General features: G+C 62.8%; 14 protein-coding genes. 13 read left to right on the top strand and 1 reads right to left on the bottom strand.

Going from position 1 to position 13,464, the window contains the following annotated elements; genetic code table 11:
• The first annotated feature begins 166 nt into the window (after nucleotides 1–166).
• From lepA to recO, 6 genes are all read left to right on the top strand, one after another.
• A complete protein-coding gene (gene lepA / locus V7M64_RS11470) occupies nucleotides 167–1,957 on the top strand; it encodes a translation elongation factor 4 (protein WP_333679279.1) in 1,791 nt (596 codons plus the stop codon).
• A 12-nt stretch (nucleotides 1,958–1,969) separates the two neighbouring features.
• On the top strand, nucleotides 1,970–2,869 hold the full coding sequence (gene lepB, locus V7M64_RS11465; protein ID WP_333679278.1) for a signal peptidase I: 900 nt from the start codon (nucleotides 1,970–1,972) through the stop codon (nucleotides 2,867–2,869).
• 125 nt (nucleotides 2,870–2,994) lie between these two features.
• The gene (locus V7M64_RS11460; protein WP_333679277.1) at nucleotides 2,995–3,381 is read left to right on the top strand and encodes a DUF4845 domain-containing protein; all 387 of its coding nucleotides are present in this window, start codon (nucleotides 2,995–2,997) and stop codon (nucleotides 3,379–3,381) included.
• Nucleotides 3,382–3,384: 3 nt separating this feature from the next.
• Nucleotides 3,385–4,044, top strand: a complete 660-nt coding sequence (gene rnc / locus V7M64_RS11455; RefSeq protein ID WP_333679276.1) for a ribonuclease III — start codon at nucleotides 3,385–3,387, stop codon at nucleotides 4,042–4,044.
• Between the two features lie 113 nt (nucleotides 4,045–4,157).
• Nucleotides 4,158–5,093, top strand: a complete 936-nt coding sequence (era, locus tag V7M64_RS11450; RefSeq protein WP_333679275.1) for a GTPase Era — start codon at nucleotides 4,158–4,160, stop codon at nucleotides 5,091–5,093.
• A gap of 11 nt (nucleotides 5,094–5,104) precedes the next feature.
• Nucleotides 5,105–5,815 (top strand): DNA repair protein RecO, encoded by a 711-nt coding sequence (gene recO, locus V7M64_RS11445; RefSeq protein ID WP_333679274.1) that lies wholly within the window; start codon nucleotides 5,105–5,107, stop codon nucleotides 5,813–5,815.
• Nucleotides 5,816–5,827: 12 nt separating this feature from the next.
• Here recO and V7M64_RS11440 read toward each other — a convergent pair whose 3' ends face one another.
• A complete protein-coding gene (locus V7M64_RS11440) occupies nucleotides 5,828–6,565 on the bottom strand; it encodes a response regulator (RefSeq protein WP_333679273.1) in 738 nt (245 codons plus the stop codon).
• Between the two features lie 47 nt (nucleotides 6,566–6,612).
• On the opposite strand from V7M64_RS11440, the gene V7M64_RS11435 reads away from it, so the two are divergent.
• The 7 genes from V7M64_RS11435 (at nucleotide 6,613) to V7M64_RS11405 (ending at nucleotide 13,403) form a co-directional block, all read left to right on the top strand.
• Nucleotides 6,613–8,628 (top strand): hypothetical protein, encoded by a 2,016-nt coding sequence (locus V7M64_RS11435; protein ID WP_333679272.1) that lies wholly within the window; start codon nucleotides 6,613–6,615, stop codon nucleotides 8,626–8,628.
• Nucleotides 8,629–8,741: 113 nt separating this feature from the next.
• Entirely contained in the window at nucleotides 8,742–10,055 is a 1,314-nt protein-coding gene (gene rlmD, locus V7M64_RS11430) for a 23S rRNA (uracil(1939)-C(5))-methyltransferase RlmD (protein WP_333679271.1), read from the top strand.
• Between the two features lie 9 nt (nucleotides 10,056–10,064).
• Nucleotides 10,065–10,598: a CYTH domain-containing protein gene (locus tag V7M64_RS11425; protein ID WP_333679270.1), complete on the top strand. Its 534-nt coding sequence runs from the start codon at nucleotides 10,065–10,067 to the stop codon at nucleotides 10,596–10,598.
• Nucleotides 10,598–11,599, top strand: coding sequence for a beta-N-acetylhexosaminidase (nagZ, locus tag V7M64_RS11420; RefSeq protein WP_333679269.1), 1,002 nt, complete (start codon nucleotides 10,598–10,600; stop codon nucleotides 11,597–11,599). Before V7M64_RS11425 ends, nagZ begins: the two co-directional genes overlap by 1 nt.
• An 11-nt stretch (nucleotides 11,600–11,610) precedes the next feature.
• Nucleotides 11,611–12,168, top strand: coding sequence for a hypoxanthine-guanine phosphoribosyltransferase (locus tag V7M64_RS11415; protein WP_333679268.1), 558 nt, complete (start codon nucleotides 11,611–11,613; stop codon nucleotides 12,166–12,168).
• Between the two features lie 129 nt (nucleotides 12,169–12,297).
• Nucleotides 12,298–13,047 (top strand): S-methyl-5'-thioinosine phosphorylase, encoded by a 750-nt coding sequence (locus V7M64_RS11410; RefSeq protein ID WP_333679267.1) that lies wholly within the window; start codon nucleotides 12,298–12,300, stop codon nucleotides 13,045–13,047.
• Between the two features lie 152 nt (nucleotides 13,048–13,199).
• Complete coding sequence (locus tag V7M64_RS11405; protein WP_324150468.1) at nucleotides 13,200–13,403, top strand: cold-shock protein; 204 nt, start codon at nucleotides 13,200–13,202, stop codon at nucleotides 13,401–13,403.
• Nucleotides 13,404–13,464 lie beyond the last annotated feature (61 nt).

Genomic DNA, 13,464 nt, shown 5'->3' with positions numbered 1-13,464 from the left:
GGCCCGCCGCAAGGCGGGCCTTTCTTATGCGAGGCTTGCGCTGGGGCGGCCCCAGCCCGGCGTGGGCCCTCGTTCTCAATCCATGCGATAATGCGCGGCTAATATCGCCATTCCGGTGATAGCCTGCCTACGCATCGCGCGAGGCGGTGAAGCTGACAGCGTGCCCATGGAACTGATCCGCAATTTCTCCATCATCGCCCACATCGATCACGGCAAGTCGACGCTTGCCGACCGCATCATTCAGATTTGCGGGGGCCTGGCCGATCGCGAGATGGAAGCCCAGGTGCTGGATAGCAATCCGATCGAGCGCGAGCGCGGCATCACCATCAAGGCACAGTCCGTATCGCTGCCGTACAAGGCACGGGACGGCAGGACCTATCAGCTCAACTTCATCGATACCCCCGGGCACGTCGATTTCTCTTATGAAGTAAGCCGCTCGCTCGCCGCCTGTGAAGGTGCCTTGCTGGTAGTGGATGCAGCCCAGGGCGTGGAGGCGCAGTCGGTCGCCAATTGCTACACGGCGGTGGAACAGGGGCTGGAAGTAGTGCCCGTGCTCAACAAAATCGATTTGCCCACGGCCGATCCGGACAAGGTGAAGGGTGAAATCGAGGCCGTGATCGGCATCGATGCCACCGACGCTGTAGCAGTCAGCGCCAAGACCGGCCAGAACGTGGTGGAAGTACTCGAAGCCATCGTGGCGCGCATTCCGCCACCGAAGCCGCGCGATACCGATCGCTTGCAGGCCCTCATCATCGATTCCTGGTTCGACAACTACCTCGGCGTGGTGTCGCTGGTGCGCATCATGCAGGGTGAAATCAAGCCCGGCGACAAGCTGCTGGTGATGTCCACCGGCCGTGCGCACGAAGTAAGCGAAGTCGGCGTCTTCACGCCCAAGCGCAAAAAGCTCGCGAAACTTTCCGCCGGCGAAGTGGGCTGGATCACGGCATCCATCAAGGACGTGCACGGCGCACCGGTGGGCGATACCTTGACCCAGGCCAGCAAGCCGGCGCAACACCCGTTGCCCGGTTTCCAAACCATGCAGCCGCGTGTGTTCGCAGGGTTGTTCCCGGTGTCGGCCGACGATTTCCCCGCGCTGCGCGAGGCGCTGGACAAGCTCAGCCTCAACGACGCAGCCCTGCGCTTCGAGGCGGAGTCCTCCGTGGCGCTCGGCTTCGGCTTCCGTTGCGGCTTCCTCGGCATGCTGCACATGGAGATCGTGCAGGAGCGCCTGGAACGCGAATACGATCTGGACCTCATCACCACCGCACCCACCGTGGTGTATGAAATCCTCAAGAGCGACGGTTCGGTGATGCAGCTGGACAATCCAGCACGCCTGCCGCCGGTCACGCAGATCGAAGAAATTCGCGAACCGATAATCGTGGCGAACATCCTTACCCCACCGGACTACATCGGCAACATCATCACGCTGTGCGAAGAAAAGCGCGGTGTGCAGCGCTCCATCCAATACCTCGCCACGCAGGTGCAGATCAATTACGAGCTGCCGCTGGCTGAAGTGGTGCTGGATTTCTTCGACAAGCTCAAGTCGGTGTCGCGCGGTTATGCGTCCATGGACTACCACATGGAGCGTTTCGACGCCGGCCCGTTCGTGCGCGTTGACGTTCTCATCAACGGTGATCGTGTGGATGCACTCAGTTTGATCGTGCATCGCAGCCATGCCGACCGGCGTGGGCGCGACCTGGTCGAGCGCATGAAGGATCTGATTCCGCGCCAGCAGTTCGACGTGGCGATCCAGGCTGCGGTCGGCGCACAGATCATCGCGCGCTCCACGGTGAAAGCGCTGCGCAAAAACGTGCTTGCCAAATGCTACGGCGGCGACGTCAGCCGTAAAAAGAAACTGCTGGAGAAGCAGAAAGAAGGCAAGAAGCGCATGAAGCAGGTCGGCCGGGTTGAGATTCCGCAGGAAGCCTTCCTCGCCGTGCTCAAAGTGGACAAATAGCGGAGCCAACGCATGGATTTTGATTTTTCGGCCATTTTGCTCGCCCTCACCGTTTTGTTCGGTGTGGTTTGGGGCCTCGATCGCTTGCTGTTCTACCGCAAGCGTCAAGCGCGTTTCGTCGCGGCCGGCGAGGAGTATCGCGATCCGGCAGCGGTCGATTGGGCGCGTTCGCTGTTTCCGGTGATCTTCGTCGTGCTGTTGCTGCGCTCCTTCGTGGCCGAACCGTTTCGCATTCCGTCAGGCTCGATGATGCCCACGCTCGATGTGGGCGATTTCATCCTGGTGAACAAGTTCGCGTTTGGTTTGCGCCTGCCGGCCTTCAACAACAAGGTGGTCAGCATTGGCGAGCCCAAGCGTGGCGATGTCGTGGTCTTCCGTTTTCCCGGTTACATCTGCCAGGACGACAGCGGCAAGACCGTGCGCAGCGGTGACATCACCTGCGCCGATGCGCATGCGCCGGTGCCCAGCCAGAACTGGATCAAGCGCGTGATCGGCCTGCCCGGCGATACGCTCGAAGTGCACGACAGCCAGATCGTGATCAACGGCAAACCGGTGGTGGATACCGAAATCGGCCCGTTCAAGGGCAATCCCGCCCGTCCCGAGGACAACGAGCTGCTGTATTACAACGCCTCGGTCTGGAGCGAGCAGCTAGGCCCGGTCAATCACCTCATTGCACGCATGCCCGCGCGCGGCCCCACGCCGCCGATCCCCAATGCGCGCGTACCGGCTGTGGTGCCGCCGAACTGCTATATCGTGATGGGCGACGACCGCGAGAACAGCGAAGACAGCCGCTGGTGGGGTTGCCTGCCGGAACAAAACCTGGTCGGCAAAGCCTTCATGATCTGGTTCAGCTGGAAGGGCTGGGGCACCGGTGCCGTGGACTTCCACCGCATTGGTAAGATCATTCACTGATCGTGCCAACCCGCTCGCGGAACCGTGAACATGTCGCTGGCGATACCCGCACAGACGCGGCAAAGTAGTGGGATGGGTTATTTGTCCGGAACAGGGGGCCGCGCTTGCGGCATAGCGAGGGGACTATGAAATCGAAACAGACAGGCATCACGCTCATCGGCTTTATCGTGGTGCTGGCGGTGGCCGGCTTTTTCGCTTACATGGCGATGAAGCTGGTGCCGGCCTATACCGAATACGCGGGCGTGGTGAAGGCCATGAATCAAATCGGCACCGAAGGCGTGGACGGGAAAACGCTCGACCAAGTCCGCCGCGACCTGATGTTCAAACTGGGCTTCCAATACGTGGACGATGCCACCATCCATCCCAGCGACATCACTTTCGGCCAGGGTGCGAGCGGCAACGAACTGCGCGTCAGCTACGACAAGCAAATCCCGTTCATGTACAACATCGATTTCCTGATCCACTTCAGCAAGAGCGTGCCCGTGGCGGGCAATGTCGCTCCACCCCAATAAACAGTGGAATTGCCTTATCACTTTCGCGATCCGTCGCTTGCCGCGCTTGCTCTGACACACCGCAGCGCCGGCAAACCCAACAACGAGCGCATGGAGTTTCTCGGCGACGCCCTGCTCGGGGCGATCATCGCCGAGATGCTGTACGAGACGCATCCCAAGGCCGCCGAAGGCGACATGTCGCGACTGCGCGCGCAATTGGTGAACGGACAGGCGCTGGCGGTGGTGGCGCGTGAGCTTGAGTTGGGTGACCAGCTCAAGCTGGGCTCGGGCGAGCTGAAGAGTGGCGGCTACAGGCGCGACTCCATCCTTGCCGACGCCTTCGAAGCCCTGGTCGCCGCGATCTACCTGGATGGCGGCTTCGACGCCTGCCGGAGCACGGTGCGAACCCTGTTCGCCGATCGCATTGCCGCATTGCCGCACGCGTCCAAGGATGCCAAGACCCGGCTGCAAGAGTGGCTGCAGGCACAAGGCTGGCCGCTGCCGCAATACGAACTGGTGGCGACCGAGGGCGAAGAGCATGCGCGCACCTTCGAAGTCCATTGCATCGTCTCGCAGCCGATGACCGTGAAGGAGGCCGGGCGCGGCAGCAGCCGTCGACTGGCCGAACAGGATGCCGCGGAAGTGGTGCTGAACCGCCTGGCTGGCGAACAGGAAAGCCAGTAATCCGCCCCACATGGCCATCCCATAATCTTTGCGCATGGCCACGGCGCCACGCCGGTGGCGTTCGCGAGCGCGTGGCGCCATGCTTACACCCATTCCTCTGAGTACCGCGCACCATGACCGACGAACGCGACGACACCGCCGAAAACCAGCTGCCGCGCCCTGATTTCCGCTGCGGCTTCGTAGCGTTGGCCGGCCGGCCCAATGTCGGCAAGTCGACCCTGCTCAATGCCTTGATCGGTTTTCGCCTGTCTATCGTCAGTCCGCGTCCGCAGACCACTCGCCACCGCATCCTCGGCATCGCCACCAGCGACGCCGGGCAGATTCTCTACGTCGATACGCCCGGCCTGCATCGTGGCGCCAAGCGGGCGATGAACCGCAGCCTCAACCGCGCCGTGCATTCCGCATTGAGCGAAGTGGAAGTGGCCGTGCAGGTGATCGAGGCTGGTCGCTGGACGGACGAGGACGAAGCCCTTTACGAGGCGCTGGGCGAACAGAACATCCCGCGCCTCCTTGCCATCAACAAAGTCGATCTCAGCAAGGACAAAGGTACGCTCTTGCCCTTCGTGGCCGAGCTCACCGCCAAGCGTCATTTCGACGCGGTGCATTACGTCAGTGCGCTCAAGCGCAAGGGACTGGACGTGCTCAGCCAGGACATCCTCACGCGCCTACCGGTGCGTGCGCCGATGTTCGGCGAGGACGAAGTCACGGATCGCAGCGAACGCTTCCTTGCGGCGGAAATGGTCCGCGAGCAATTGATGCTACGCCTCAGCCAGGAGCTGCCGTACGCCACCACCGTGGAGATCGAGCAGTTCAACGATCGGGAAGATGGCGTCGCGGAAATCCACGCGGTGATCTGGGTCGAACGCGAAGGCCAGAAAGCCATCGTCATCGGACAGGGCGGCGAACAGCTCAAGGCCATCGGCACGGGCGCGCGCCGCCATATGGAGCGCATGTTCGATCGCAAGGTGTTCCTGCGGTTGTGGGTGAAGGTGCGCGAAGGCTGGGCCGATGACGAATCGATGCTGAAGCAGTTCGGGTACAACGATTGATCCCATCGGCCATGCTCATCGAGCAACAGCCCGCGTACGTCTTGCACTCGCGCCCTTATCGCGAAACGTCACTGTTGATCGAATGCCTCACGCGTGAGCAAGGCCGTCTTGGCGTGGTCGCGCGCGGCGTGCGCAGTCAGCGTGGACGTCTGCAGCGCTCGCAGCTGGAGCCGTTCCAGCCGTTGGTGCTCAACCTGCACATGCGGGGTGAGCTTGCCAGCTTGCGTGGCGCCGAAGTGTCCGCCGCGCCGTTTCGCCTCATCGGCGATGCCAGTCTTGCGGGCCTGTACCTCAATGAGCTGGTGGTGCGGTTGACCGAGCGGCAAGACCCGCATCCGCAGCTCTTTGACGCTTACGCACAAACGCTTGCGCGCATCGCCGAAGGCACCTCGTTGGCGTGGCATTTGCGACGTTTCGAACGCGATTTGCTCGGCACGTTGGGCTATGCCATGCAGCTGGATGTCGAAGCGGACACCGGTGAGCCGCTGCAGCCCGAAGCGCTGTACGCGTATCGGGCCGAACAGGGTGCCGTGCATTGCCGGCCCAACGAGCCTTATGCCGTGCGTGGCAGCGATCTGCTGGCTTTGCACGACGATCGCATGCCCGACGCACAAGGCTTGCATGCCTTGCGCGGCATGATGCGCGAGCTGATTCGCTTCCACCTTGGCGGCGTCGAGCTGCGCGCATGGCGTGTCTTGCGCGGCGCACTGACGCGTCGATGATGGCCTGATAACTCAGGCGAGCGGCAGCGCTTCAATCGTCTCCTGCATCGAGCGCCGGAAATCCACCAGCGGCAGCATCGCGCCCCGATGATCCAGTTTCAGATGCTGCTGCAACGACACAATGTGTTCGGACAGCGACGTCGCGCCACAGAATCCACACGACGAGCGCAATTTATGCAGGCGCGCTTCCAGGTCTTTCGGATCGGAAGCCAGCTCATCCAGCTCCTGGTTGATCGTCAGCAACTCCTGCCGCAGCAAACCGCGCAAGGCCTGCACGACCGCCGGCGTGCCACTGGTATGGAGTGCCTGGCCATCATCCAGCACCGGCACGCTGCGCAGCCCCACGGCGGCCAGCCCCAGCACGCCGCGCAAGTCCGCCAAGGTGCAGGGCTTGAGCAATACGGCGTGAAAGCCGGTTGCAAGCAGTGCCTGCTGCGCCTGGGTATCCAGCTCTGCGCTGCTGGCGACGGCGGGTCGACAGCCTGAGTTCGCCTGCGGATCGTTGCGCAGCCGATTCAGGATATCGACCGCACCGCCACCGGGCATCCGGCAATCGAGCACCAGCAGATCGAATGTCTCATTGCGCGCCAGTGCCACCGCTTCGCTGCCCGACGCCGCGAACACGACGCGCGCGCCGAACTGGCGAAAGGCATCGCCGAGAAAGCAGCGCGTGGGCGCATCGTCGTCGGCCACGAGCAGGTAGGGTTCAACGTCTGCAGCAGTCATCGCATCGTGCGGCGGGTACGGCATAGTCCTGTGTCCGTATCGTTCAGCTTAGTTTGGCAGAATGGCCCCTCATGTTTTCACTCCGCCGCCCGCTTGCCATGTGTGCTCTCTGGACCCTGTTGTGGGCTGCACCCACCTGGGCCGGCACCGTCGTGGTCGCCAAGCGCGTCGATATGCCCGGGGTAAGCTTGCAGGATGTGCGTGCGCAACTCACCCCCGGCGCATCACCCGACACCGTACAGATCAGCCTGCGTGCCGGCAAGGCCGACATACCCGGATTCGGCTGGCGAAAGGTCGGCATTGTGATGGAGGGCAACCTGCACCGTGATGTGCGGATGCGCTGGATGTTCGACGGTACCGTGCAGCTCAGCGGCGCACCCGGCGGTGCGCTGAGCAACGCCGCCATGAACCTGGTCGTCGACGCCTCCGCGAACACGCTGGAGATCAACGCCAGCCAGGGCATCGCGCGCATCGATACGGCATTCCCGCTCGACCAGCCTACGCACGCGCAGGTCAACCTGCGCAATTTCCCTGCCAGCTGGCTACAGGGCTTGCTCGCCGCCATCTGGCCGGCGCATATCGCGGGCGGCAAGCTGGATGCGGATCTCGCGCTTGACGTGCGCGAGGATGGGTTCCAGTCTTCCGGCGACGTCACCTTCGCCGACATCAAATACGCTACCCCCACCGGCACTACCGCGGGCCAAGGTTTGGACGGACACGCGCGTTTCGAGCTGGACGCCACGGCACGGCCCGCCCAGTTGACCTTGAACGGAGGCATTCATAACGGTGAACTGCAGCTTGGTCCGGTGCTAGCCAAATTACCCGCCCATGACGTCGTGCTGGATCTCAATGCCAGCGCCGAGCGCGGCAGCCTGGCCGTCAACCGCTTGCACATGGACGATGCCGACGCATTGCAGCTGAACGGCGCGCTGACCATCGATGCCAAGGGCACTCTGCCGAAGCTCAAGCTGGAGAGCTTCCGGGCGCGTTTCCCCGCAGCCTACGAACGCTACGGCGGGCCGTGGCTGGATAATCTGATCGCACCCGACCTGCAAATCGCCGGGCAGCTCGAGGGGCATGTGGACTATGCAGGCGAGCACCTGCGCAGCTTCGGTTTGCGCACCGAGGCATTGGATGTCGCCGACAGCACGGATCAATGGCAGGCGAGCGGCCTGCACGGCGAGCTGGACTGGTCCGCGCAAAGCGAAAAAGCCGCGACCACCTTGGCGTGGAACCAGCTGGCGCTGCGCCAATTCACCAGCGGCGCGATGCAATCGCGCTGGCGCAGTCATGATGGCGTCTTGAGCCTGCAAGCACCGCTGCAGTTGGCGGCATGGAAAGGCCGCGCCCAGCTGACTCGCTTCGACTGGCGGCTGGATGGCGCGAAAGCAGAGCGCTTCGACCTGGCAGCCAGCGTCTCAGGCGCGGACATGGCGGCAGTCAGTCAAGCGCTCGGGTGGGCGCCGATCCCCGGCACGCTGGACGGCAACGTTTCTTCGATGCACTGGACGGGGGATCGCTATGCACTGGATGGCCAATGGACCATCAAGGCGTTCGGCGGCACCGCCCAAATCGACCACCTCGCCGTACAACTGCCGTTCGGCAACACTCCCGGCCTGAGCGCGGATGTAACGCTGCATCAGATCGACCTGGCACCCTTGGCCGATACCTTCAACTTCGGCGCCATCAGCGGCAAGCTGGATGGCAGCATCGCCGGGTTGCAGCTGATAGGCGGCAGCCCGGTGGCGTTCAAGGCGTCGTTGCTGGCAGAGAACGGTGGCCGCATCAGCTTGCGCGCGGCCAACAATCTTTCGGTCATTACCGGCGGCTCGCCGGCCAGCGGCTTGCAGAGCGCGATGATGAAGCTGTTCAAGAGCGCCAGCTACAAGCGGATGGGCCTCAACGTCGCGTTGCAGAACGGCGTATGCACACTCAGCGGGCTGGATGGCGACGACGGCGGCTATTCGATCGTCGAAGGCAGTGGCCTGCCGTACATGCACGTGACCGGTACCCAGAACCGCATCGAATGGCCGTTGCTGGTCAAGCGCCTCAAGTCGGCCACCCAGGGCGCCGTCGCGGAGCGTTAAGCTCGCCTGCCGCGGTATCATGAACAGCTGGGTGGCCGGCGAGGTCCGCCCTTCTTCCTTTTCCGTTTCCCGCCCGGATCGTGTGCGATCCGGCCTCCCGAGTTTCCCCAAGCATGAACGAGTTTGAAGCCGCCATCACCGATCTGAGTCACGACGGCCGGGGCGTGGCCCGCATCGATGGCAAAACGGTATTCGTCAGCGGCGCGTTGTTGGGCGAGCAGGTGCGCCTGCGCATCCGCAAGCGCCATCGCAATTTCGACGAAGCGGAAACCCTGGAGATCCTCGCCCGTTCGCCGCATCGCGTGGAACCGCGTTGCAGCCATTTCGGCCAATGCGGCGGATGCTCGTTGCAGCACCTGGACGCTGCCGCGCAAATCGAAGCCAAGCAGCGCGTGCTGGTCGACAACTTCGCACGCATCGGCAAAGTGGAACCCGAAAGCTGGCTGTCGCCGCTTACCGACCAAGCCTGGGGTTATCGCCGCAAGGGGCGCTTGTCGGTCCGCGCCGTGGCCAAGAAAGGTCGCGTACTCGTTGGCTTCCGCGAGGAAAACAATCCACGTTTCGTGGCGGACATCCTGCATTGCGACGTGGTGCATCCCGCGCTCGGCCCCAAGATCGGCTTGCTCGGCGAACTGGTCGGCAGCATGGACGCTGCGGCTGATATCGCGCAGATCGAATTCGCAGCCGGCGACGACACCGTTGCCTTGGTGTTCCGCCACTTGCAGCCGTTGAGCGAAAGCGATCGCGCAAAGCTGATCGCGTTCGGGCAGGAGCACGGCTTTGCCATCTACCTGCAGCCCGGCGGCGTCAGCAGCGTGCATCCGCTGTGGCCCGAACATCCGCGCCTGGCGTTCCGCATTCCTGCCGGCGAGGGCGTGCAAGACGTGGAGCTGGAATTCCAGCCGCTCGATTTCGTGCAAGTCAATGCAGGCATGAACCGCCGCATGATGCAGCGAACGGTCGAACTGCTCGATCCGCAACCGCACGATCGCGTGCTGGATCTGTTCTGCGGCCTGGGCAACTTCACCTTGCCGCTGGCCCGTCGCGTTGCCGAAATCACCGGCGTGGAAGGCGAGCATGGCCTGGTGGCGCGTGCCGCCGACAACGCCACGCGCAACGGCTTGAGCAACGCGCGTTTCCACGTCGCCAATCTGTTCGAAGATCAGCGCGGCACCGATTGGGCGCGCAAGCCCTGGGACAAGCTGCTGCTCGATCCGCCCCGCGCCGGCGCGGACAAAGTGTTGGAATACCTGCCGCACAAAGAAACGGCACGCATTGTGTACGTCTCATGTCATCCTGCATCGCTGGCGCGCGATGCGGGCATCCTGGTGAACCAGCATGGTTTCCGTTTGAAGTCAGCCGGCGTGATGGACATGTTTCCGCATACTGCTCATGTTGAATCCATTGCCTTGTTCGAACGCAGGTAAACTTCTTCAATGGGCATCGAAATCGAACGCAAATTCCTGCTCGCCAATGACGATTGGCGCAAGGCAGTCAGTACCAGCAAGCATATTGCGCAGGGGTACCTGGTGGACGTGCGTGCACTGCGCGACGGCACCGCGCGCGCTTCCGTGCGCGTCCGCATCAGCGGCGAGCAGGCCTGGCTCAATATCAAGTCAGTGGAACTGGGTATCGCGCGGGCCGAATACGAATTGCCGCTGGCGCTTGCCGATGCGCAAGCCATGCTGGCGACCATGTGCAACGGCGCGCTGGAAAAAGTTCGCCATCATGTGGAAGTCGAAGGCTGGACGTTCGAGATCGACGAATTTCTCGGCGCCAATCATGGATTGGTCGTGGCCGAACTCGAATTGCCTGAAACGCATGCTGCCTATCCACACCCGGAATGGTTGGGCCGCGAGGTGAGCACACTGGCGCGCTACTACAACGTCAACCTGCTCGAGCATCCATATGGCGAGTGGAGCGCGGATGAGCGCAATGCTCCCGACGTGCAGGCAGGGGAGGGCGACTGATGCTGTTGATCGGTATCGCGGGCACCGCATTGCTACCGCACGAACATGCATGGCTTACCGCGCCGGGCGTGGCTGGTGTGATCCTGTTTTCGCGCAATTACAGCAACCGCGAACAACTGCTGGCATTGGCCGAATCGATTCGCGACATAGCGGGCGAGGATTTCCTGCTCGCGGTCGATCAGGAAGGCGGCCCCGTGCAGCGCTTCCGCACGGATTTCACGCGCCTGCCGCCCTTGCTGAAGATCGGCGAGGTGTATGACCGCGATCCGGCCGAAGCGATCAAGCTGGCAGAAGAACACGCCTGGGTGATGGCGAGCGAACTGCGCGCCAGCGGCATCGATTTCAGCTTCGCGCCGGTGGCCGATCTTGCGCGCGGCAATGCCGCCATCGGCACGCGCGCCTTTCATGCCGATCCCGAGGTCGCCGGGGAACTGATCCACGCCTACGTGCGCGGTATCCACCTCGGCGGCATGGCGGCCGTGCTGAAGCATTTTCCTGGCCATGGTTCGGTCGCCATCGATACGCACAAGGCGCAGGCGATCGATCCGCGTTCGCTGGATGCGATTCGCCAGAACGACCTGCGTCCGTTCCTGGAAGGTTTTTCGGCGCGTGCCGAAGCCGTCATGATGGCGCACGTGGTCTATCCCGCCGTAGATGATCAGCCGGCCGGCTATTCGCGCCGCTGGATTGCAGACATCCTGCGTACTGAGCTGGGCTTCAACGGCGCCGTGATCAGTGATGACATCAGCATGGCCGCGGCCGGCGTTGCCGGTGGCGTGGCCGAACGGGTGCACGCGCATCTGCAGGCGGGCTGCGATCTCGTGCTCGCCTGCTTCCCCAACGTGGTGGAACAAGCCATTGCCGCCATCCCCGCACCGTCTGACATCAGCAGGCAGCGCGTCGCCGCCCTGCGTGGCGCGATCGGTTCCACCTGGGCCAGCCTGCTCGATAATCCGCAGCGCGATCATTTCGTCGCGCGCGTTACCGCATTGAATAGCTAAAGGGCTTTGCTATGAGCACAACCACGACGGTTCCCTCGCTGGCCGAAGCACTCACGCGCTCCGACATACTGTTCGCGCGCCAGGATCTTGAAAGCGTCATCGCCCACCTGGGGCGGGCTGTCGATGCGGCGCTCGATGGCGAGCGCGCAGTGTTTCTCACCGTGATGAATGGCGCGCTGATGTTCGGTGCCCAGCTTGCGTTGTCGGTCCGCACGGATATGGAGTTCGATTACGTCCATGCCACGCGCTACCGCGGCGCCACCTCCGGCAACGATCTGCATTGGCTGCGCGAACCTGCCGTGGCATTGGAAGGGCGTACCGTATTGCTGGTCGATGACATTCTCGACGAAGGGCATACCCTCAAGGCCGTACGCGACGATTGCCTGCGCCGCGGTGCCAGGCGCGTGCTGATCGCCACGCTATGCCGCAAAGTGCACGGCCGTTGCGTGGATGGTATCCAAAGCGATTTCAATGGCGTGGAACTGCCCGACCGCTACGTCTTCGGTTATGGCATGGATTATTACGAGCAAGGCCGTAACCTGCCTGCCATCTACGCGTTGAAAGAATAGCCGCGCACTATCTTTTGGCCGCCATTCCCGCGTAAGCGGGAATCCATTTTTCGATCCCGCCAAAGAGCAAGATGGATTCCCGCTTTCGCGGGAATGACGGCTCCGAGGTGTTAGCGACAGGAAAGCGTGATGTCACAACCCATCGACCTCGCCGTCATCGGCGGCAGCGGCCTGTACCAGTTCCCTGGCCTGGAAAACGCCACGCGGCAAAGCGCGGACACACCTTATGGCCCGGCATCCGGTGATGTCGTGGTGGGCGATTTCGCCGGCCGCCGCATCGCCTTTCTCGCGCGCCACGGCGAAAGCCATACCTTGCCGCCGCACCGGGTGAACTATCGCGCCAACGTATGGGCCTTGCACCACCTGGGCGCGCGCCGGGTCATCGGCGTCAATGCGGTCGGCGGCATTCGCAACGACATGGGGCCGCGCGCCATCGTGGTGCCGGACCAGGTCATCGACTACACCCATGGCCGCTATACGAGTTTCTGCGACGTGGAAGGCGCCGAGGTCAAGCACATCGATTTCAGCGAGCCGTATACCGCTTCCTTGCGCACTGCGCTGATCGACGCAGCAAAGCGGGCAGGGATCGCGGCGATCGATGGCGGCTGCTATGGCGCCACCCAGGGACCGCGCCTGGAAACCCGTGCGGAGATCGCGCGCATGAAGCGCGACGGCTGCGATCTGGTCGGCATGACCGGCATGCCGGAAGCGGCCTTGGCGCGCGAACTGGAACTGGATTACGCATGCCTGGCGCTGGTCGCCAACTTCGCCGCCGGTTGCGGCGACGAGGCGGAAATCAGCATCGAGGAAATCTTTGCGCACCTGGCGGCAGCGACGGCGGCCGTGCCCCCCATTCTTGCCGAACTGCTCAAAAGCTGATCATTCCAGCCGGGCCAAGCCGCACTGCATATTGCGCTTTGCCTGAAAACATGAGGATACTTCGCCTGTGCCAGGGGCGGCGGACCTAGGGGTAGAGGTGGTTCTCGCGGAGACTTGGTGCATCCAGTCCTTAGATTCAGAGGTTCACGCAAATGCGTTTCGGTACGGTCAAATGGTTCAATGATGCCAAGGGTTTCGGCTTTATCGCGCCCGAGGACGGTGGGGAGGACGTGTTTGTCCATTTCTCGGCGATCAACTCCAAGGGCTTCCGCAGCCTGCAAGAAGGTCAGCGCGTGAAGTTCGAAGTGACCACGGGCCCGAAGGGTGCCCAGGCGTCCGGCGTCGAAATCGCGTAGTCATCCGTCATTGTTACCATGCTTCAACGAGAAAACCCTGCTAGCGGCAGGGTTTTCTTTT

Origin of the sequence: Dyella sp. (genome assembly GCF_036746095.1) — a bacterium.
In the GTDB taxonomy this organism is placed as follows: Bacteria; Pseudomonadota; Gammaproteobacteria; order Xanthomonadales; family Rhodanobacteraceae; genus Dyella_B.
This window is presented reverse-complemented; position numbering and strand designations above follow the sequence as displayed.

Excerpts from the sequence above, each read along its gene's own strand:
- lepA (WP_333679279.1), top strand. The coding sequence starts at position 167 with ATGGAACTGATCCGCAATTTCTCCATCATCGCCCACATCGATCACGGC.
- lepB (WP_333679278.1), top strand. The coding sequence starts at position 1,970 with ATGGATTTTGATTTTTCGGCCATTTTGCTCGCCCTCACCGTTTTGTTC.
- V7M64_RS11460 (WP_333679277.1), top strand. The coding sequence starts at position 2,995 with ATGAAATCGAAACAGACAGGCATCACGCTCATCGGCTTTATCGTGGTG.
- era (WP_333679275.1), top strand. The coding sequence starts at position 4,158 with ATGACCGACGAACGCGACGACACCGCCGAAAACCAGCTGCCGCGCCCT.
- recO (WP_333679274.1), top strand. The coding sequence starts at position 5,105 with ATGCTCATCGAGCAACAGCCCGCGTACGTCTTGCACTCGCGCCCTTAT.
- V7M64_RS11440 (WP_333679273.1), bottom strand. The coding sequence starts at position 6,565 with ATGCCGTACCCGCCGCACGATGCGATGACTGCTGCAGACGTTGAACCC.
- V7M64_RS11435 (WP_333679272.1), top strand. The coding sequence starts at position 6,613 with ATGTTTTCACTCCGCCGCCCGCTTGCCATGTGTGCTCTCTGGACCCTG.
- rlmD (WP_333679271.1), top strand. The coding sequence starts at position 8,742 with ATGAACGAGTTTGAAGCCGCCATCACCGATCTGAGTCACGACGGCCGG.
- V7M64_RS11425 (WP_333679270.1), top strand. The coding sequence starts at position 10,065 with ATGGGCATCGAAATCGAACGCAAATTCCTGCTCGCCAATGACGATTGG.
- nagZ (WP_333679269.1), top strand. The coding sequence starts at position 10,598 with ATGCTGTTGATCGGTATCGCGGGCACCGCATTGCTACCGCACGAACAT.
- V7M64_RS11415 (WP_333679268.1), top strand. The coding sequence starts at position 11,611 with ATGAGCACAACCACGACGGTTCCCTCGCTGGCCGAAGCACTCACGCGC.
- V7M64_RS11410 (WP_333679267.1), top strand. The coding sequence starts at position 12,298 with ATGTCACAACCCATCGACCTCGCCGTCATCGGCGGCAGCGGCCTGTAC.
- V7M64_RS11405 (WP_324150468.1), top strand. The coding sequence starts at position 13,200 with ATGCGTTTCGGTACGGTCAAATGGTTCAATGATGCCAAGGGTTTCGGC.